The organism is Leifsonia xyli subsp. cynodontis DSM 46306 (assembly GCF_000470775.1).
Lineage (GTDB): Bacteria > Actinomycetota > Actinomycetes > Actinomycetales > Microbacteriaceae > Leifsonia > Leifsonia cynodontis.
The window spans coordinates 942,158-961,169 of sequence record NC_022438.1 but is presented as its reverse complement, the minus strand read 5'-3'; the positions used below and the strand labels follow the sequence as shown (position 1 = coordinate 961,169).

17 protein-coding genes are annotated in these 19,012 nt (G+C 69.5%); 2 read left to right on the top strand and 15 right to left on the bottom strand.

The window, feature by feature from the left end:
* Positions 1–40: 40 nt before the first annotated feature.
* From O159_RS04560 to smc, 3 genes are read right to left on the bottom strand one after another with little or no spacing between them, the layout of a single operon-like run.
* Positions 41–541, bottom strand: a complete 501-nt coding sequence (locus tag O159_RS04560; protein WP_021754577.1) for a DUF2004 domain-containing protein — start codon at positions 539–541, stop codon at positions 41–43.
* Complete coding sequence (gene ftsY / locus O159_RS04555; RefSeq protein WP_021754576.1) at positions 541–1,416, bottom strand: signal recognition particle-docking protein FtsY; 876 nt, start codon at positions 1,414–1,416, stop codon at positions 541–543. Before ftsY ends, O159_RS04560 begins: the two co-directional genes overlap by 1 nt.
* 46 nt (positions 1,417–1,462) lie before the next feature.
* A complete protein-coding gene (smc, locus tag O159_RS04550; RefSeq protein ID WP_043993516.1) occupies positions 1,463–5,008 on the bottom strand; it encodes a chromosome segregation protein SMC in 3,546 nt (1,181 codons plus the stop codon).
* Positions 5,009–5,123: 115 nt separating this feature from the next.
* Here smc and thrC point away from each other — a divergent pair, with 115 nt between their 5' ends.
* Positions 5,124–6,533 (top strand): threonine synthase, encoded by a 1,410-nt coding sequence (gene thrC / locus O159_RS04545; protein ID WP_021754574.1) that lies wholly within the window; start codon positions 5,124–5,126, stop codon positions 6,531–6,533.
* 22 nt (positions 6,534–6,555) lie between these two features.
* Here thrC and O159_RS04540 read toward each other — a convergent pair whose 3' ends face one another.
* The 11 genes from O159_RS04540 to O159_RS04490 all read right to left on the bottom strand — a co-directional run bounded on the left by O159_RS04540 (position 6,556) and on the right by O159_RS04490 (position 17,121).
* Complete coding sequence (locus O159_RS04540; protein ID WP_043993514.1) at positions 6,556–7,269, bottom strand: ABC transporter ATP-binding protein; 714 nt, start codon at positions 7,267–7,269, stop codon at positions 6,556–6,558.
* Positions 7,256–8,131 (bottom strand): ABC transporter ATP-binding protein, encoded by an 876-nt coding sequence (locus O159_RS04535; protein WP_043993513.1) that lies wholly within the window; start codon positions 8,129–8,131, stop codon positions 7,256–7,258. Before O159_RS04535 ends, O159_RS04540 begins: the two co-directional genes overlap by 14 nt.
* On the bottom strand, positions 8,128–9,288 hold the full coding sequence (locus O159_RS04530) for a branched-chain amino acid ABC transporter permease (protein WP_043993511.1): 1,161 nt from the start codon (positions 9,286–9,288) through the stop codon (positions 8,128–8,130). Before O159_RS04530 ends, O159_RS04535 begins: the two co-directional genes overlap by 4 nt.
* Positions 9,285–10,292, bottom strand: coding sequence for a branched-chain amino acid ABC transporter permease (locus O159_RS04525; protein ID WP_021754572.1), 1,008 nt, complete (start codon positions 10,290–10,292; stop codon positions 9,285–9,287). The genes O159_RS04530 and O159_RS04525 overlap by 4 nt, the downstream gene beginning before the upstream one ends.
* Before the next feature lie 112 nt (positions 10,293–10,404).
* A complete protein-coding gene (locus O159_RS04520) occupies positions 10,405–11,487 on the bottom strand; it encodes a branched-chain amino acid ABC transporter substrate-binding protein (RefSeq protein WP_021754571.1) in 1,083 nt (360 codons plus the stop codon).
* Positions 11,488–11,784: 297 nt separating this feature from the next.
* The gene (gene mutM / locus O159_RS04515; RefSeq protein WP_021754570.1) at positions 11,785–12,696 is read right to left on the bottom strand and encodes a bifunctional DNA-formamidopyrimidine glycosylase/DNA-(apurinic or apyrimidinic site) lyase; all 912 of its coding nucleotides are present in this window, start codon (positions 12,694–12,696) and stop codon (positions 11,785–11,787) included.
* Complete coding sequence (gene rnc, locus O159_RS04510; RefSeq protein ID WP_021754569.1) at positions 12,674–13,387, bottom strand: ribonuclease III; 714 nt, start codon at positions 13,385–13,387, stop codon at positions 12,674–12,676. Before rnc ends, mutM begins: the two co-directional genes overlap by 23 nt.
* Before the next feature lie 10 nt (positions 13,388–13,397).
* The gene (gene rpmF / locus O159_RS04505) at positions 13,398–13,601 is read right to left on the bottom strand and encodes a 50S ribosomal protein L32 (protein WP_011185847.1); all 204 of its coding nucleotides are present in this window, start codon (positions 13,599–13,601) and stop codon (positions 13,398–13,400) included.
* Positions 13,602–13,603: 2 nt separating this feature from the next.
* Positions 13,604–14,122, bottom strand: a complete 519-nt coding sequence (locus tag O159_RS04500) for a YceD family protein (RefSeq protein WP_236609562.1) — start codon at positions 14,120–14,122, stop codon at positions 13,604–13,606.
* A gap of 212 nt (positions 14,123–14,334) precedes the next feature.
* Positions 14,335–14,817: a pantetheine-phosphate adenylyltransferase gene (gene coaD / locus O159_RS04495; RefSeq protein ID WP_021754567.1), complete on the bottom strand. Its 483-nt coding sequence runs from the start codon at positions 14,815–14,817 to the stop codon at positions 14,335–14,337.
* An 84-nt stretch (positions 14,818–14,901) separates the two neighbouring features.
* Entirely contained in the window at positions 14,902–17,121 is a 2,220-nt protein-coding gene (locus tag O159_RS04490; RefSeq protein WP_021754566.1) for an ATP-dependent DNA helicase RecG, read from the bottom strand.
* Positions 17,122–17,197: 76 nt separating this feature from the next.
* Here O159_RS04490 and rsmD point away from each other — a divergent pair, with 76 nt between their 5' ends.
* The gene (rsmD, locus tag O159_RS04485) at positions 17,198–17,770 is read left to right on the top strand and encodes a 16S rRNA (guanine(966)-N(2))-methyltransferase RsmD (protein WP_021754565.1); all 573 of its coding nucleotides are present in this window, start codon (positions 17,198–17,200) and stop codon (positions 17,768–17,770) included.
* A 236-nt stretch (positions 17,771–18,006) separates the two neighbouring features.
* Here the strand turns inward: rsmD and thiL are convergent, their stop codons facing one another.
* The gene (thiL, locus tag O159_RS04480; RefSeq protein ID WP_021754564.1) at positions 18,007–19,002 is read right to left on the bottom strand and encodes a thiamine-phosphate kinase; all 996 of its coding nucleotides are present in this window, start codon (positions 19,000–19,002) and stop codon (positions 18,007–18,009) included.
* Between the last annotated feature and the right edge of the window lie 10 nt (positions 19,003–19,012).

Here is a 19,012-nt window from a genome sequence, read left to right as displayed (position 1 = left end):
GGACAAGTCTACCGGGCGCCGATGGGGCCTGGCCCGAGCCTCAGCTCTGCGTCTCCACCGCGACGACGTCTCCGCGGACGTCGAAGGAGACAGTGAGAACGGTGTCCGTCTCCTCAGCATCGATGGCGTAGTCGAAGGTCGCGAAGACCTCCTCCTCGCCAGCGGCGCCGGGCTGAACGACGACGCGCAGCAGTTGCAACGAGCGCAGCACGTCGACGGCGATGTCGCCCGAGTTGTGGACGAGCAGGTCGAGCAGGGTCTCCCCCATCCGGTCGACATGCTCGTCGATATAGCTCGTCGTCGCCGACTGTCGCGAGCTCAGCTCGGCGATCAGAGCGTCCCTGGCCCGGGCGTCGAAGCCGTCGAGACGCTGGATGAGCGCGGCCGCCGCGTCCAAGGCGTCCTCGGTCACGGTGGACTCCCTCTCGACCCGGAGCTCCAGCCCGACTGCCTGGTCGGCCAGCTCGACGGTGTCCTCCCAGACGAGTCCGCCAGAGGCGGTCTCGTCGATGAGCCCGAAGAAGTCGTGCTCGATGGCCATCAGCCGACCAGCTGCTGCGCGAAGACGTGCGGTGTGAAACCGGTGAGGTCGTCGATGCCCTCGCCCTGGCCCACCAGCTTGATCGGGATGCCGGTGCGCTCCTGCACGGCGAGCACGAAGCCGCCCTTCGCCGAGCCGTCGAGCTTCGTGAGCACGAGCCCGGTGACCCCGGCGTGCTCGAGGAACGCCTCGGCCTGCGCGAGACCGTTCTGCCCGGTGGTCGCGTCGAGCACCAGCAGCACCTCGGCGATCGGCGCCTGCTTCTCGACCACGCGTTTGATCTTGGACAGCTCATCCATCAGACCGCCCTTGGTCTGCAAACGGCCCGCGGTGTCGATGAGGACGATCTCGGTGCCGTCGCTCTTCGCCTTCTCGACGGTCTGGAAGGCGACGGAGGCAGGGTCCTGCCCCTGCTGCTGAGGCCGGACGATGCCGGCGCCAGAGCGCTCGGCCCAGGTCGCGAGCTGCTCGACCGCCGCGGCGCGGAAGGTGTCGGCCGCGCCGACGACGACCGAGCGGTCGTAGGTGCGCAGGAACTTCGCGAACTTGCCGATAGTGGTGGTCTTGCCGACGCCGTTGACGCCCACGACGAGCACGACCGCCGGGCGGTCGCTCAGCTTGAGAGTGGTGTCCAGCCGGGAGAGCCGCTCCTCCATCGTCTCGCGCAGCATGCGCTGGAGATCGGCGGGGTCGGTGGTGCGGTAGCGGTCGACCTTGGCGCGCAGATCGTCGATGACCGCTTCGGTGACAGCGGGACCGAAGTCGGCGGTGATGAGCGCCGTCTCCAGGTCGTCCCAGGTGGTCTCGTCGATGGTCTTCTTGGCGAACATCCCGCGGAGGGCGCCCGACAAGGACCAGGGGGTGCAGTCTGCCATGACCTCAGACTAGTTGCTCCCGTGGCGCTCGTCGCGTCCGCGTCCGCTACGATGCCCGCTCCTGAGCGACCCGCTGGCCGACGACCGCCGAGACACCGTCCTGGCGCATGGAGACGCCGTAGAGCGCGTCGGCGACCTCCATCGTGCGCTTCTGGTGCGTGATCACAATGAGCTGGCTGTTCTCGCGCAGGTCCTCGAAGATCGTCAGTAGACGGCCGAGATTGGCGTCGTCGAGCGCCGCCTCCACTTCGTCCATGATGTAGAACGGGCTGGGCCGCGCTTTGAAGATCGCGACCAGCAGGGCGACGGCGGCGAGCGAGCGCTCCCCGCCGGAGAGGAGCGAGAGCCGCTCGACCTTCTTGCCCGCCGGCTTCACCGAGACCTCGATGCCCGTGGTGAGCAGGTCGTCGGGGGCGGTGAGGACGATGCTGCCCGTTCCGCCCGGGAACAGGACGGGGAAGACCCGCCGGAACGCTTCCTCCGTGTCCGCGAACGCGGACTCGAAGATCGTCTGCATCTTCTCGTCGATCTCCTCGATGATCGTGAGGAGGTCCTTGCGGGTGCCGGTGAGGTCGGCGAGCTGCTCGGAGAGGAACTTGTGGCGCTGTTCCAGCGCGGCGAACTCCTCCAGGGCGAGCGGGTTGACGCGGCCGAGCTGGCCGAGCTTGCGCTCGGCGGCGGCCAGGCGCTTCTGCTGCTGCTCGCGGGCGAACGGGACCGCCGGCGGCTCCTCCCCCGCGGCGAGCGGCTCGTCGTCGCGGCCGCGGTCGACGGGGACGGGAACCTCGGGGCCGTACTCGGCCACCAGGACCTCCTCGACCAGGCCGAGCTCGCTGCCAGCGCGCTCCAGCAGACTCGACAGATGCAGCTTCTTCTCGTAGATCTGCAGTTCCAGGCCGTGTACGCTCTCGGTGATCGCGTGCAGGCGCTCCCGAAGAAGACCTTCCTCGCGGCGGACCGTCTGGAGCTCCTCGTTCTGACTGGCGCGCTCGGCCTCGGCGGACGCCAGCTCGACGCGGGCCTGTGAGACGGAGCGATCGGCGGAAGCGAGGACGGCGGGGAGCGCGTCCACGACGGACTGCGCGGCATCCAGCTGACGGCGACGGATGACGGCGCGGCGGGCGGCCTCGTCCGCTGCGGCACGCTCGGCGTCCAGCTGGCGGGCGAGCGCCTCGCCACGGGCCTGCTCGGCGCGGACGCGCTCCTTGGCGGTCTCGACGGCGAGACGGGACTCGACTTCGGTCTCTCGCGCCGCCTCCAGCTCCGACGAGAGGGTGTCGCGGGCGCTGACGTCGAGGATGGGGCGGGGCCGCGAGCGGGCGGCCGCCAGCTCGAATGCCGCCCTCTCCGCGGCGGACTCGGCTTCCGCGACGCGCTCCGCGGCCTGCTCCAGCGCGCGGCTGAGCCGGTCGAACTCGGCCTGCGCGGCCTCCAGCTGCACTTTCACACGGTTCAGCTGCTCGGTCCGGGCGGCGAGCTTCGCATCGGACTCGCGGAGGGCGGCGAGAGCGTTCTGCGACTGTTCCTTGGCGACCTGAAGCACGCCGCGCTGCTCAGCGAGCGCGAACCGGGCGCGATCGCTGAGAGAGGCGACCTCGCCCAGACGCTCGTCGGCGGCGTCCCGATCGGCCAGCAGCTCGATACGGCTCTGCTTGGCGCCGGAGCCGCCGCGGAGGAGGTGCTCGGTGAGCACCTCGCCGCCGCGTGTGATGAGGGTGACGGGGCCGGCGAGCTTCCGCTCGCGGTAGGCGTCGGAAGCGGCCCGGGCGGAGTCGAGGTCATCGGCGATCGCAGTGAACGCCAGGATGCCGAGGACGCCGGAGGGCGCGTCCACCACCTCTCGCGCCGGCCGGACGCCCTCGACCCCGGAGAGGTCGACGATGGCGGCGGGAGCGTCGGCGACGATGACCTCCACCCGGCCGAAGTCGTCGGCGGCGGCGAGCGCAACCGCCGCGAACGCGGCATCGCGGGTGTCGGCGAGGACGGCGTCGGCGAGCGTCCCGAGCGCGGCGGCGACGGCCGCCTCGTAGCCGGGGTGGACGCGGATATGCTCGGCGGCGAGGCCGCGGACACCGGCGGGCCGGGCGGAGACGAGAGCGGCGGAGCCGTCCTTCTGGTCGAGAGCGAGCGAGAGGGCGGAAGTGCGGGCGGCGAGGGCGTCGCGTTCGCGCTCCAGCGTGTGCAGCTCCTCGCGGAGACGTTCGATCTCGCCCTCGGCCTCGAACACATCGGCCTGGGCGAGTTCGTAGACCTCGTCGAGAGCGCCCTCGCCCGCGTCGGCGGTCGCGGCGTCGGCCTCGCGGGCGGCGAACTCGGCGCGCGCCTTCTCCCGGCGTTCGGTGGCGGCGTCGAGGGCGTTCTGCTGACGGAGCACTTCGCCGCGGACCGCGGCGAGGCGCTGAGCGGCGGCCTCGGCCTGACCGTTCAGTGTGCTGATCTCGAGGTCGTATTTGGAGACCAGGGCGCTCTGCGCGGCGATCTCCTCGTCCACGGAATCGAGACGGGAACGCGCCTGGCGGGTCGCCTCCTGGGCGGTCTGCCAAGCAGCCTCGGCCTCGGCGACGAGAGCGTGGAGGCGCTCGGCTTCGTCGGCGGCGTCCTGGACCATCTGCGGGCTCACGCGCGGACCGTCGTCGGCGGCCTCCGCCTGGCTGCCGAGCAGGGCGAGCCGCTGGGTGGCGAGCGTGTAGAGGCTGCGGAGCCGGTCTTGGGCCTGTTCGAGCACGAAAGCGGTGGCGCGGGCGGCGTCCACCCTGTCGCCCGCCTGGGCATGTTCGAGCCGCGTGCGGCGCAGCTGCTTCTGTTCGAGCTGCTCCTGGAGGACGATCTGCTCGGTGTGGCGCTCAGTCTCGGTGCGGACGTGGCCGTCGAGCGTGCGGCGCAGACCGACCACGTCGTCGGCGAGCAGACGCGCCCGGGCGTCCCGGACGATCGAAGCGATGGACTGGGCCTCGCGGGCGATCTCCGCCTGGTGCCCGAGCGGTTTCAGCTGCCGGCGCACCTCCCCCGCCAGATCGCTCAGCCGAGTCAGATTGGTCTGCATCGCGTCGAGTTTGCGGAGCGTCTTCTCCTTGCGCCGGCGATGCTTCAGGATGCCGGCGGCCTCTTCGATGAGGCCACGGCGCTCCTCGGGCGTCGCGCGCAGCACGGCGTCCAGCTGGCCTTGGCCGACGATGACGTGCATCTCGCGGCCGAGACCGGAGTCGCTCAGCAGCTCCTGCACATCCAGAAGTCGGCAGGACTGGCCGTTGATCGCGTACTCGCTGCCGCCATTGCGGAACAGCGTGCGCGAGATGGTCACTTCGGTGTACTCGATCGGGAGAGCGCCGTCGCTGTTGTCGATCGTGAGCTGCACCTCCGCGCGGCCGAGCGGGCCGCGGGTGGCGGTGCCGGCGAAGATGACATCCTCCATCTTCCCGCCGCGGAGCGTTTTGGCGCCCTGCTCGCCCATCACCCACGCGAGGGCGTCGACGACGTTCGACTTGCCCGAGCCGTTCGGCCCGACCACGCAGGTGACGCCGGGCTCGAAGGCGAACGTCGTCGGCTGCGCGAACGACTTGAACCCCTTCAGCGTGAGACTCTTCAAATACACACAGAGAATCTACCGGAGGATGCGGTCCGCCCGCCGCCCGCGCGCCGCAGGAGACGGCATCGCCTAGGCTGGGGGCGGCCGGCATCAACTCCCGACAGCTGAGGAAACGAGAGACTTGCGTTACATCTCCACACGCGGCGGCCTGCTCGGGCCGTATTCCGACACCCTGATCGAAGGGCTGGCGCCGGACGGCGGCCTGGCCGTCCCCGAGGAGCTGCCCCGGCTCGACGCCGAGCAATTGGAACGATGGCGGCCCCTGGACTATGCGGGGCTCGCGACAGAGGTCATCGGACTGTTCGCCACGGACATCCCCCGCGAGAAGCTGTCCCGCATCTGCCGGGCGGCCTACCGTCCGGAGGCGTTCGCGTCGCCGGAGATCGTGCCGCTGCGCCAGATCGACGGCGGGATGACGCTGGTCGGCCTGTCCGAGGGGCCGACCCTCGCGTTCAAGGACATGGCGATACGGTTCCTCGGCGAGACGCTGGACGTCGTGCTCCGCGAGTCGGACCGCGTCCTCAACGTGCTCGGCGCCACTTCCGGCGACACCGGCTCGGCCGCGGAGCACGCACTGCGCGGGCGGGAGCGCCTGGCCGTGTTCATGCTCTCGCCACTCGGACGGATGAGCGCGTTCCAGCGGGCGCAGATGTACTCGCTGCTCGATGACAACGTCCACAATGTGGTGGTCGACGGCGTCTTCGACGACTGCCAGAACCTGGTGAAGCGGATAGCGGAAGATCTGGATTTCAAGCGGGAACACAGCCTCGGCGCGGTCAACTCGATCAACTTCGGGCGGATCTCGGCGCAGATCGCCTACTACGTCTGGGCGTGGCTGCGGGCGACCGACGCCCGGGGCCCGGCGGAGGTCTCCTTCGCCGTCCCGTCCGGGAACTTCGGCAACATCCTATCCGGGCACTACGCCCGCCGGATGGGACTGCCTGTGCGCAGGCTGGCGCTGGCCACCAACGAGAACAATGTGCTGGACGATTTCTTCCGCACGGGCCGCTACCGGCCGCGCAGCGCCGCCGACACGCTGCCGACCTCCAGCCCGTCGATGGATGTCTCGCGCGCTTCCAACCTCGAACGCTTCGTCTTCGACCTGCTCGGCCGCTCGGCCGAGCGGACGGCGGCCGCCTGGCGCGAACTGGAGGTCACGGGCGAGATCGACCTCTCCGCCGAGCAGAACCGTTTCCTCCCCGAGTTCGGGATCGTCAGCGGGACGAGCACCCACGCCGACCGCCTGGCGACCATCCGAGCGGTCGCCGAGAGCTCCGGAGTCACCATCGACCCGCACACGGCCGACGGTGTCAAGGTCGCCCGGCCGCTGGTGGAGCCGGGGGTCTCGATGCTGGTCCTCGAGACGGCGAAACCGCAGAAGTTCCCAGAGACGATCGCGGAGGCGCTGGGTGTGGCGCCGGCCCCGGACGCCGCGACGCGCGCCCTGCTGAACGCAACGCAACGGGTGACCGCCCTCCCCGACGACGAGGGACGGCTGCGGGCGCTTATCGCGGAGCTCGCTTTGCGCTGAGCCGACGCCGGACGGAAGGGCGCTACCCCACGCCCAGATACGCCTCCTTGATCGCCGGGTCCGCCAGAAGCTCGCGGCCGTCTCCCGCGCGTGTGATGCACCCGGCCTCCAGCACGAACGCACGGTCCGCTCGGGCGAGGGCCTGGTTCGCGTTCTGCTCCACCAACAGGATGGTGGTCCCCTGTTTGTTGATCTCCGAGATGATCGCGAAGATCTGGCGGATGAACTGCGGAGCCAGCCCCATCGACGGCTCGTCCAGGAGCAACAGGCGGGGATTCGACATGAGCGCCCGGCCTATGGCGAGCATCTGCTGTTCGCCGCCGGACATTGTGCCGCCGAGCTGGGTCTTGCGCTCGGCGAGACGCGGAAACAGGCCGAACACCCGGTCGAAGTCCTCACCCATCGTCGAGCGGTCCCTGCGGCCGAACGCGCCCATGTCCAGGTTCTCCATGACCGTCATGCCCGGGAAGATCCCGCGGCCCTCCGGAGCCTGGGAGATGCCCTGGACGACGCGGAGGTGAGCCCTCGTCCTGCTGATGTCGCGGCCGTCGAAGGCGATCGAGCCGGCCGTCGGGTTCAGCAGGCCGGAGATCGTCTTCATCGTGGTCGACTTGCCGGCGCCGTTGGCCCCGATGAGGCTCACGATCTCGCCCTCCTCCACGGAGAAGGACATGCCGTGGATGGCCTCGATGCGGCCGTAGGACACGCGGAGGTCCTTCAGTTCAAGCAGTGGCATCTTCGGGCTCCCCGGGGTAGGCGGCGATCACACGCGGGTCGTTCCGGATGGCCTCCGGGATGTCGTCCGCGAGCTTGCGCCCGAACTCCAGCACGACAATCCGGTCGGTCACTCCCATGACCAGCTTCACATCGTGTTCGATCAGCAGCACGGTGTAGCCGTCGGCCCGGATGGTCCGGATGGTCCGGATGAGGTCCATGAGGTCCTGCTTCTCGGCCGGGTTGAAGCCGGCGGCCGGCTCGTCCAGGCAGAGCACCTTCGGATCGGTGGCGAGCGCCCGGGAGAGCGCCGCCGCCTGGTCGGCGATGCCGACGAACTCGAGCAACGCCATCCCGCGTTCGATCGAGGACTTCTCCTCGCGCGTGTGCCGCGGGAGGCGCAGCAGAGCGCTGGGAACGGAGGTGCGATGCCGGGCGTCCAGCCCGACGATCACGTTCTCCAGCGCAGTCATCCCGCCGAAGAGGCGGATGTTCTGGAATGTCCGGGCAAGTCCCATGCGGGTGATCCGGTGCTGCTTCTGCCCCTTGATCGACCGGCTTTCCAGCCGCACATCGCCGCGGGTTGGTTTGTATACGCCGGTCATGGCGTTGAAGCAGGTCGTCTTGCCCGCGCCGTTGGGGCCGATCAGACCGAGGATCTCACCGCGGCGGATGTCGAACAACACATCGTCGAGAGCGAGCAGGCCGCCGAACTTCACCGTGAGGCCCCGGACCTCCACAATGCTCTCGCCGACCTCGACCGCGATCTCGCGGTCGGGAGCGGCCGCTTCGGCGACCGCGAGGTCGACGCCGGCGGCCTTCAGGTCCTCCTGGTTCGCACCGAAGGCCGCGTCGTCGGGCACGAGTGCGCGCTCACGGGTCATCGCGTCGCTCCCCTCTCTCTGCCGGACAGCCTTCGGTACGCGTGCCGCCCGTACGCCAGGAGCTTCTGACGCGCCGGGAACAGACCCTGCGAGCGGAAGATCATGATCAGCACGAGCCCGATGCCGAAGATCAGGTATGTGTAGTCGGCGATGGCGGTGAACCGCAGAGGGATGTACGCCACGATCGCGCCGCCGATCATCGCCCCCATCTTGTTGCCCGCACCGCCGAGCACGACGGCGGCAAGGAACAGGATGGAGGTCTGCACGTCGAACTTCTGGTTGTTCACGAAGCCGACCTGGCCCGCGAACAGCGCTCCGGAGACACCGCCGACGCCCGCGCCGATCGCGAACGCCCACACCTTGTACGCGAAGGTCGGCACACCCATGATCTCGGCGGCGTCCTCGTCCTCGCGGATGGCGATCCAGGCGCGGCCGACACGGCTGCGCTCCAGGTTACCGACGAGCAGCAGCACGACGATGAGAGCCGTCACCGTCAGCCAGTACCAGGGCACGCCGTTCGAGTCGGAGAAGATCGGCACGCCGCCCGCCGTCTCCCCCGGCGGATGCCCGACGTTCTGGAAGCCGACCTGCCCCTTCATCGCCGGGATGATGGTGGCGAGGATGCGCACGATCTCACCGAAGCCGAGCGTGACGATCGCCAGATAATCGCCGCGCAGCCGCAGCGTCAGCACACCGAGGATCACGCCGAAGATCATCGCGACAGCCATCGCGACCGGAATCGTCCACAGGTACGGGATCTTGAGGAACGGCGAGTCCGGGCTGGTCAGCATCGCCGCGGTGTACGATCCGACCGCGAAGAACGCGACATAGTCGAGGTCGAGGAGACCGGCGTAGCCGACCACCACGGTCAGGCCGACCGCGATGAGCGCGTAGGTCGCCATCGCGAAGCACGCGAGCGGCCAATCGTTGCCGGGTTCGGTCGTGAGCGGGAAGACATTCAGATACGGCAGCGCATACGCCAGCGCCACCACAACGAGCAGCCAGGCCCACTGCGCGGCGCGCGGCAGGCTGTTCCACCTGTCGCGCAGCGGTTGCAGCAGACCCGTCCTCCTCCCGGCGCGGCGCGGTTTCGGGGCGTCGCCCGCCCGGTCCGGCCGGCCATCGGGCAGAACTCCGAGGCTTTCGGTCAGGCTCATGCGCGGCTCCTTCCGAGCGAGGTGCCCAGGATGCCCGTGGGCTTCACCAGGAGCACCAAGACGAGGACGACGAACGCGACGACATCGATCCACTGCGAGTCGCCGAGGAGGATCTGGCCGTAATTGCCGATCACACCGAGCAGCAGACCGCCCAGGAGGGCGCCGCGGACGTTGCCGATGCCGCCGAGGACAGCGGCGGCGAACGCCTTGACGCCGAGGACGAACCCGCCGTTGTAGATCACGCCAGACGGGACCAGCATCACGAAGAACAGTGCGGCGGCGCCGGCGAGGATGCCGCCGGTGACGAAGGTGATGACGATGATCCTCTCTTTGTTGACGCCCATCAGGGTCGCCGTGTCCGGGTCCTGGGCCACAGCATGGATACCGCGGCCGATGCGGGTGCGGCGGATGAACAGATCGGTTCCGGCCATCAGGATCGCGGAGGCGGCCACGATGACGATCTGCTGGCTGTTCACGATCGTGCCGGACACCTCGAAGATCGGCGTCGGGACGAACATGGCGACCGCCGGCTCCGCGTTCGCCCCCCGGATCAGGAAGATCAGGTATTGGATCGTGAACGAAGCGCCGATCGCGGTGATGAGGAACACCAGACGGGGCGCATTGCGTCGCCGCAGTGGCCGGTAGGCCACACGTTCGAGGACGAACGCCGTGAGCGCCGACGCGACCATGCCGACCAGGAGCGCCAGCAGCAGATCGCCGACGATGGCGACGGGACCGAGGGTGGGTGCGCTGGGGCCGAAGCCGAGCGAGGTGAGCGTGATGACGACGCCGTACGCCCCGACGATGAAGACTTCGGAGTGGGCGAAGTTGATCAGGTTCAGCACGCCGTACACGAGCGTGTAGCCGACGGCGATCAGGCCGTAGATGGCGCCGAAGGTGAGGCCGTCGAAGGTGGCACTCCAGAAGTTCTGGATCAGAGCGCCGACGTCGAAGGCGATCCAGGAAGTGCCGAGGGCGGGAGGAAAGAGGAAGGTCTCGTGCATTCGGGTGTCCAAGGTTCAGCGCCGGAACGTCAGTGGTCCGGCGGGCGAGCGGGCGAAGGCCGAACAAAAGGGCTGCGGACCACGGCGACCCGCAGCACCTTCGCGTTCCGGGCTACCCGATGGTTCCGATCGGGACGATCTTCCCGCGGGCGACCTTGTAGCCGTAGACGGTCGGCACTTGGAGTTCGCCGGTGGGGTCCCACTTGTAGTGCTTGCTCAGACCATCCGCGTCGTAGTCCTTGAGGAACGCCAGCAGATCGGCACGGGTCGTCTTGCCCTTGTCGATCCCGCTCAGCAGGACGGTGGCGGCGTCATACCCCTCGATCGAGTAGGTGCCCGGCTCGACGCTCGCGAGCTTCTTGTACGCGGACTCGAAGGTCGGGATGAGCTCACCCGGGATGCAAGGGCAGGTGAAATACACATTGGAGGATGCGTCCCCGGCCAGTTTGATGAACTGGTCGTCCTTCATCCCGTCCGGTCCGACGAACGTGCCGGTGAACCCCTTGGTGACCAACTGCTGATCGAACGGGGCGCCCTCAGCGTAGTAGCCGGCGTAGTAGACCGCGTCCGGCTTGGCGTTGAGGATCTTGGAGCTCACGGCCGAGAAGTCCTTCTGGCCGGTGGTCACCTTGTCGGTGCCGACGAGGGCGCTGCCGAGCGCATTGGGGGTCTGTGCGGCGAGTCCGATACCGTAGTCGGAGTCGTCCTGGACCAGATAGACCTTCTTGGCCTTTAGCTTGCCCGTGAGGAACTGGGCGGCGGCAGGACCCTGCACGGCATCGTTGCCGAGGCCGCGGAAGAAAGTCTTCCAGCCGTTTTTCGTCAGGCCCGGGTTGGTCGCAGACGGGGTGATGTGCGCCAGCCCCTGCTGCTCGAAGATATTGCCCGTCGCCTTGGACTCGCCCGAGAACGGCAGGCCGACGACGCCGATGATGTCCGGCTCGTTCACAGCCTGAGTGACCGGACCGGTCGCCTTGTTCGAGTCGCCCTCGGTGTCGAACTTCTTGAAGCCGACCTGGCATCCCGGGTTCGCCTGATTGTGCTGGTCGATGGCGAGTTGCACGCCTTTGTAGACGTTGATTCCGAGTTGCGCGTTCGGGCCGGTCTCGGTGCCGACATAGCCGATGGTCAGACCGGCCGGACAGGTGGCCTTGCCATCGCCCGCAGGGAGGACCGCGTCTTTGGGGACATCCACGGAGGTGATGACCGGAATATCGACTCTGCTGCTTCCGCTGGCCCCCCGTTGGCTGGTTGGCGCATCCGGCGAGCAACAGTGCGGCTGACGCTGCGACAGCCGCACCGATGGTGACTTTCTTCAGTAGCATCTCTTGCCTCTCAACGTGATCTCGCGTCGAACGGGGCATGATTGCTCCGTCGCACCACGAATTATGTGCGCTGAGACTACAGGCGATACAAGCGTTTTCGACCGCCTCGGCGACGCAGACCTTTCCGACGGCCGGAGGTTGGCGGGCCAGGGCGAGGGAGGGGTGGGTCAGCGGGGGCGCTGGCAGCGGGGGCAGAGGTGGGAGCCGCGGTTCATGAACTGTTCGCGGACGAGGGGGGCGCCGCAGCGGGGACAGGGCTTTCCCTGCTGACCGTAGACGTTGAGGCTGTGGGAGAAGTAGCCGGAGGCGCCGTTCACGTTGACGTACTGGGCGTCGAAGCTCGTGCCGCCCTCCGCGAGAGCCCTCTCGAGCACGCGGCGCACCTCGGCGAGCAGCGTGTACACCCGCGGACGGCTGAGGGCCGTCGCCGGGTGGTCGTAGTGGATGCGCGCCGCCCAGAGCGCTTCGTCGGCGTAGATATTGCCGATGCCGCTGATGAGCTTCTGGTCGAGGAGGACGCGTTTGATGCCGCTGCTGCGGCGCGCGAGGGCGGCGGCGAACGCAGCGTCGTCGAAGGCGGGGTCGAGCGGGTCGCGGGCGATATGGCTGACCTGTGCCGGGAGGAGCGCTTCGTCCGACCCGAGTCCGGCGGGAGCGCCGTCCGCCGTCGGGACGAGAGCGTCGACGGCCATCGAGCCGAAGATGCGCTGGTCGACGAAGTGTACCCAGAATTCGCGCGGCGGCCCGGCGTCCGACGGTGGGGTTTCGATGTGCAGCCGGATGCGCAGCAAACCGTTCTCGACAGTGCCGGGGTCTCGGAGCAGAATCTGGCCGCTCATCCCGAGGTGGGCCACGATCGCGCTCCTCGGTGAGCTGTCGAGGGGAATCCAGAGGAATTTCCCACGACGGGCCGGTGTCCGCATGCTGCGGCCGGTGAGGAGCGACTCGAACGAGCCGGTCAGCGGGTCGTGACGTTTCAAGGAGCGCGGCTCGAACACCTCCACGCCGAGGATGGTCGCGCCGGTGACCGCGGGAGCGAGGCCCGCGCGGACGACCTCAACCTCGGGGAGCTCGGGCACGGTGGTTCGTGAGCGCGGTCCAAGCGCTGAGGGCAGCGGCCATCTCGGCTTGCTTCTTGCTGGTCCCCTCGCCGCTCGCGGTGATCAGACCGCCGACATCCACGGTGGCGTGGAAAGTCTTCGAGTGGTCCGGACCGGTGTTGGTGACGGTGTAGACGGGCTGGCCTACGCCGTGGTGGGCGGCGGCCTCCTGCAGACTGGTCTTGGGGTCCATCGCGGCCCCGAAACGCGCGGGGTCGGCCATGAGCGGACCGATCAGGCGGAGCACGAGGGCGGTCGCCTCATCGCCGCCGGCATCCAGATACACAGCGCCGATGACCGCCTCGACGGTGTCGGCCAGGATGGACGCCTTCTCGCGCCCGCCACTCTGGTTCTCGCCGCGGCCGAGCCGCAGATACTCCCCCAGCCCGATACCGCGGGCGACCTCCGCCAGCGCGACGGAAGAGACGAGGCTGGCCCGACGTTTGGCGAGCTCTCCCTCATCGAGGCCGGGGTTCTCCCGGAAGAGCTTGACCGTGACGGCCTGCCCGAGGATCGAGTCTCCGAGGAACTCCAGACGCTCGTTATTCGGGATGCCGCCGTTCTCGTATGCATAGGACCGGTGCGTCAGCGCATGCTTGAGAAGCTCGGGGTCGATGTCGACCCCGAGCTTCTCAAGCAGTGCGCTGCGGTCAGTGTTCTCGCCGACCATGCCGCGCCGATCAGACGTCGGCGACCTTGCGGCCCTTGTACTCGAGGAACAAAGCGGTGCCCGCGGAGTCCTCGACGACCTTGGCGCGGTGCGGCAGGCTGTAGGTGACCTTGCCGTTCTCGACGGTCTTGACGAGCGTGGGGACCTCGGCCTTCCACTGCGAACGACGGGCGTGGGTGTTGGCGCGAGACTGCTTCCGCTTCGGAACGGCCATGACTATCTCTCTTCTCCGGCCCCGGCGGCCGGGGCGTTACTCGTGGGCTCTGTCGATGTGACAGTGGTGTCGGAAGCCTGGAAACCGGCGAGCGCGGACCATCGCGGATCGATGGCCTGCCCGGGTTCCCGATCCGGTGCATCCGCCAGTCGCTCGCCGGTCTCGGGATCGAGACCGGGGCAATCCGGCCGGCACACCGGCTGGAACGGCAGTGACAGCACCACCGCATCCCTGATCAGAGGTTCAAGATCCACGTGGTCGTCGTGAACCTCATAATCGAAAGCTTCGTCAGAAGGATACGCGAAAAGCTCCTGGAAATCGACTCCGACCGGCTGCTCGATGTCTTTGAGGCAGCGTCCGCAGACGCCGGTCGCCGTGGCTTCCACCTCGCCGGAGACGAGGATCCCCTCGTGCATGGACTCCAGCCGGAGGTCCAGCTCCACGGTGCCGCCCTCGGGCACCGAGAGCAGTCCCTCGCCCAGTCGCTCGGCCACCGGGACGCTCAGCCGCTGCTCGCGCATCTCGCCTGGACGACGCAGCAGTTCGTACACAGTGACCGTGTACGGGGTCGTTCTTCTCCTGGTCACGGTCTGCTATTTTACGCTGTCCGCCCCGCGCTCGCGGGCGAGGGCCAGCCGTCTGGCAGGAGAGACACAGGGAGCAGTGCGGCCTCGCTCCGGACGTCGCTCGAGGCCCGCGATCGCGCTGCGCGCCGACGGACGGCCCAGCGCGATCACGACGAGGACAGCAGCTCGGAGACGGCAGCGGGGACGTACGGGCTGACGTCGCCACCCAGGGACGCGACCTGGCGCACGAGCGAGCTGGAGACGTGCGCATTGGCCGGGTTCGGCAGCAGGAACACTGTCTCCACTTCAGCGAGGTGGCGGTTGACGATGGCCATCGGCGTCTCGTAGGCGACATCCACCTGCGAACGGATGCCCTTCACGAGAACGTGCGCGCCGATATCCGTGCAGTAGTCGACCAGCAGACCGACCGACCAGGACGCGACGACGATGCTCCCGGCGATGCCGGCCTCCTCGATCGACCGCTCCAGCAGCGCCACCCGCTGCGCGATGGGCAGCAGCGCGCTCTTGTCCGGGTTGTGGACCACCAAGACGTGGACCTCGTCCCACATCCCCGCGGCACGCTCGATCACGTCGAGGTGCCCGAGAGTGACCGGGTCGAACGATCCAGGGACTACGGCGATCCTGTGCATAGGACCTCACACTATCCCGGAACCCCCTGCTCTCCCGGGGTCCCAGGATTTCGTTGTCAATCCGTCATGCTCGCGGCGGTGGGATCACGACTTTCCGAGGAAGGCCCGCTCGGTCTCGTCCAGCCGGCGAGCGAGGGCGGCGACGAGCGCGGGCTGCGCGGCCAGCCCATCCGGAGCGGAGAGCGTCTCCTCGGCCGCGACCCGCGCCTCGGCGATCAGCTCGCCGTCGCTGGCGACGCGCAGCAGCCGGAGCGAGGACCGTCCGCCCGACTGGCGGCTGCCGAGCACATCGCCCTCGCGCCGCAGTTCGAGATCGATGTTCGCGAGCTCGAAACCGTCCAGAGTGGCCGCGACGGCCTCTACCCGCTCGCGCGCCAGTGTGTCCTGCCCGGCCGCCGTGACCAGCAGGCAGAGGCCGGGGACGCCGCCCCGGCCCACCCGGCCGCGCAGCTGGTGCAGCTGCGAGACGCCGAACCTGTCGGCGTCGAGGACGACCATGACGGACGCGTTCGGGACGTTGACGCCGACCTCGATGACGGTCGTGGCGATCAGCAGGTCGATATCGCCGGCGGCGAACGAGCGCATGGCCTCGTCCTTGGCCTCAGAGGGCAGCCTGCCGTGCAGAATGCCGATGCGGGCGGAGGCCAAGAGGGGGTCTGCGCGCACCTGCGCGGCGACGGACTCGACGTTCGCGATCGGGCGGGCGGGGGCGTCGGGCGAGCGCGCCGCCCCCGTCTCCTGTTCCGGCGGGTCCGCGCCCTCCTCGGTCTCCTTCCCGGCGATAGCCGGGCAGACCACGAACACTTGACGGCCTTTCGCGATCTCCTCCGAGGCGCGCTCCCAGATGCGGCGCTCCCAGCCGGGCCGGTCTGCGAGCGGGACGACGAAACTCTCGATCCCCTGCCGTCCGGCGGGCAGCTGCGCGATGGTCGAGACATCCAGGTCGCCGAAGACGGTCATAGCGACCGTGCGCGGGATGGGCGTCGCCGTGAGCACGAGCACATGCGGCGGCGTCCCGCCCTTGGCCCGCAGCGCCTCCCGCTGCTCGACCCCGAACCGGTGCTGCTCGTCGACCACGACGAGCCCGAGATCGTAGAACGTCACGGCGTCGCCGAGCAGAGCGTGGGTGCCGACGACGATGCGCGACTGGCCCGAGACTGTGCGCAGCAGAGCGCGCTTGCGTTCCGCGGCGGAGAGCTGACCGGTCAAGAGCGTCGGCATCAGTTCGGCGGAGAGGCCGGGGCCGAGCATGGCGGCGATCGAGCGGAGGTGCTGGGCGGCGAGCACCTCCGTGGGCGCGAGCAGAGCGGACTGCCCGCCCGAGTCCGCGACAGCGAGCATCGCGCGGAGCGCCACGAGGGTCTTGCCGGAACCGACCTCGCCCTGCACCAGCCGGTGCATCGCGGCGTCCGCATCCAGATCCCGGGCGATCTCGCCACCGACCAGGGCCTGATCGTCGGTCAGGGCGAACGGCAGCTCGGCGTCGAAACGCTCCAGCAGGCCGCCGGGGACGGCCCGGCGCGGGGTGGCGGCGACAGCGCGCGCGGCGGCCCGCTGCTGGAGCAGAGCCGCTTGCAGCACGAACGCCTCCTGGAAGCGCAGAGCGTCGCGAGCACGCTGCCACTGGGAGTCCTTCTGCGGCCGGTGGACGCCCTCCAGGGCGTCCCGGAATGAGACGAGCCTGCGCTCGGCGACGATGCCCGCGGGCACCGGGTCCTCGACCCGGCCGAGCGCATCCAGCGCCAGACCGACCGCCTTCTGCACCTGCCAGCTGGCGACGGCCCCGGTGGCCGGGTAGATCGGGATCGGGGTCTGCGCCCACTCCTTCGCCGCTGCGCTGCCCGGGTCCACAGTGTTTCCGGCATCCGGCTCGAACAGCTCGTAGTCGGGATGCGCCAGCTGCAGAGCGCCGCGGTAGGCCGAGACCTTGCCCGCGAAGATGCCACGCGCACCGGGCGTCAGCTCCTTCGCCCGCCAGGACTGGTTGAAGAAGGTGAGGGTCAGGATGCCCTCGCCGTCGGAGATCTTGACTTCCAGGATGCTGCCGCGCCGCGCCCGCATCGACCGCTCCTGCACGCGCAGCACTTCGGCGATGATCGTCACGTTCTCGTCCAGCGGCAGGTTCGCCAGCGCGGTCAGCTCACCGCGGCGCGCGTAGCGGCGCGGGTAGTGGCTGAGGAGATCGGCGACGGTGCGCGTCCCGAACGCCTTCTCGAACGCGGCGGCGGTGCGTCCGCCGAGCACGCCCGTGAGCTTCGCGTCGAGGGAGACGGCCCCGGCGGCCGGAGCGGGGACGGAGGTCATGGTTCGATCGTAGGCGTTCGCCCCTCCCCGCCGTCTTGCCGGGCGGGAGGGCGGCACGGCTAGGCTTTCGAGGGTTATGACTCGCATCGTCTCCGGTTTCGCCGGCTCGCTCGCCATCCAGGTGCCGAAGAGCGGCACCCGTCCGACCAGCGACCGGGTGCGCGAGGCCGTGTTCTCCGCGTTGGAGTCGCGGAATGCCGTGCGTGGCGCGCGCGTGCTCGACCTGTACGCGGGTTCGGGCGCCCTCGGGCTGGAGGCGGCCAGCCGCGGATCGGTGGCCGTCGTGCTGGTCGAGAAGAGCGCGGCGGCGGCGAGTGCGTGCAAGCGGAACGCCGCGGCCGTCGCGCAGGCGGCGAGCCCCGGGGAGCGGCCGAGCGTGGAGGTGCGAGCGACCTCTGCCCTGACCTACCTCACGACCGCGACAGGCCACTTCGAGCTGGTTTTCCTCGACCCACCCTACGATGTGCCGGACGCGGAGCTGCTGGCGGTGCTCACAGCGCTCGTCCCCCTGCTCGCGCCGGACGCCCTGGTCTGCGTCGAGCGGAGCGCGCGCGCGGGAGAGCCGAGCCTCCCCGACGGTCTGGAGAGGGTGTACTCGCGAACCTACGGCGAGACAGCGCTGCACTACCTCGAGCCATCGGCCGGTTAGCTGTCGTGCCTTGTGCGGCTGTGAGCAGCCTGACATCCACGTCCGCTCTCTCCACACCCTCGCGTCCCGTCCCTGTACGCACCGGGTCCGTCCCGTCACAACCGGAGGAGAATCGGCCCCCTTACCCGCGTTTTCTCCTTCGTTTCCTGTCTGACCCCCACCACCGACCACACTCTCGTCCGTTTTCGACGAGCGACGGAAACGGAATCCAACAACGTCCCCGGACACGACAACAGTTAGCCGGCGGAGCCGTCCCACTCGAGGTACGGGTCCCAGCCCCCGCGCTCGCCGAACGGCCGCCCGCCGACGAAGAGCCCCTCGCCTTCGCGCACCGCTCCGATGCGGCGGAAGCCGCCGGGCAGAGGGGCGTCCGGAGGAAAGGAGGCGAGCAGACTGTGGTCTTCTCCCCCGGTGAGCGCCAGGCGCAGGTCGGGACCGAGCGCGTCCGGATCGAGGTCGATCGCCACCCCGCTCGCCTCCCCGACGCGGCGCGCTTCGAGCGCCAGACCGTCGCTGAGGTCGAGCATGGCGGTGGCCCCGGCCTCGGCCGCGAGAGGGCCGTCCGCGATCGGAGGCGTCGGACGCAGCTGGGCGGCGACGAGGTCGGGATGATCGGCCGCGACACGGTCGAAGGCGGCACGGTCGGGCGCGCCCGCGGCATCCACCGCGTGCCGGAAAAGCAGACGGAGTCCCGCGGCCGCCGCGCCGAGCCGGCCGGAGACCGCGAGGATGTCGCCGGGCCAGGCGCCGCTGCGGAGAACCGGAGGCCGGCCCCGGAGGTCGCCGAACGCGGTGACGGCGAGCGTGAGCGTCTCGGAGGCAGAGAGGTCGCCGCCGACGACCCCGCAGCCCGGCGCGAGCGCCTCGCACGCGGCGCGGAGCCCGTCGGCGATCTCTTCGAGGGCGGCGACGGGCAGGGCCGGCGGCGCGGCGATCGCGACCACGAGCGCCGTCGGCGCCGCGCCCATCGCCGCGACATCGGAGAGATTCGTCGCGGCGGCCTTCCAGCCGAGATCCGCGGGACTCGACCAGGCGAGCCGGAAATCCGGCCCGTGGACCATCAGATCGGTGGTCACGACGTAGCGGCCGTCGGGCGCAGCGAGCACGGCGGCGTCGTCGCCCGGGCCGACCAGCGCAGCCGCGGACCGGGGCAGCCGCGGGATGATGCGCCGCAGCGCCTCCCGTTCGGACGCCTCGCCGATGGCCGGGCCGGTGCTCCCAGAGATTCCCATGAGTCAAAAC

Excerpts from the sequence above, each read along its gene's own strand:
- O159_RS04560 (WP_021754577.1), bottom strand. The coding sequence starts at position 541 with ATGGCCATCGAGCACGACTTCTTCGGGCTCATCGACGAGACCGCCTCT.
- ftsY (WP_021754576.1), bottom strand. The coding sequence starts at position 1,416 with ATGGCAGACTGCACCCCCTGGTCCTTGTCGGGCGCCCTCCGCGGGATG.
- O159_RS04540 (WP_043993514.1), bottom strand. The coding sequence starts at position 7,269 with ATGCCACTGCTTGAACTGAAGGACCTCCGCGTGTCCTACGGCCGCATC.
- O159_RS04535 (WP_043993513.1), bottom strand. The coding sequence starts at position 8,131 with ATGACCCGTGAGCGCGCACTCGTGCCCGACGACGCGGCCTTCGGTGCG.
- O159_RS04530 (WP_043993511.1), bottom strand. The coding sequence starts at position 9,288 with ATGAGCCTGACCGAAAGCCTCGGAGTTCTGCCCGATGGCCGGCCGGAC.
- O159_RS04525 (WP_021754572.1), bottom strand. The coding sequence starts at position 10,292 with ATGCACGAGACCTTCCTCTTTCCTCCCGCCCTCGGCACTTCCTGGATC.
- rnc (WP_021754569.1), bottom strand. The coding sequence starts at position 13,387 with ATGGTCGGCGAGAACACTGACCGCAGCGCACTGCTTGAGAAGCTCGGG.
- rpmF (WP_011185847.1), bottom strand. The coding sequence starts at position 13,601 with ATGGCCGTTCCGAAGCGGAAGCAGTCTCGCGCCAACACCCACGCCCGT.
- O159_RS04500 (WP_236609562.1), bottom strand. The coding sequence starts at position 14,122 with ATGCGCGAGCAGCGGCTGAGCGTCCCGGTGGCCGAGCGACTGGGCGAG.
- coaD (WP_021754567.1), bottom strand. The coding sequence starts at position 14,817 with ATGCACAGGATCGCCGTAGTCCCTGGATCGTTCGACCCGGTCACTCTC.
- O159_RS04490 (WP_021754566.1), bottom strand. The coding sequence starts at position 17,121 with ATGACCTCCGTCCCCGCTCCGGCCGCCGGGGCCGTCTCCCTCGACGCG.
- rsmD (WP_021754565.1), top strand. The coding sequence starts at position 17,198 with ATGACTCGCATCGTCTCCGGTTTCGCCGGCTCGCTCGCCATCCAGGTG.
- thiL (WP_021754564.1), bottom strand. The coding sequence starts at position 19,002 with ATGGGAATCTCTGGGAGCACCGGCCCGGCCATCGGCGAGGCGTCCGAA.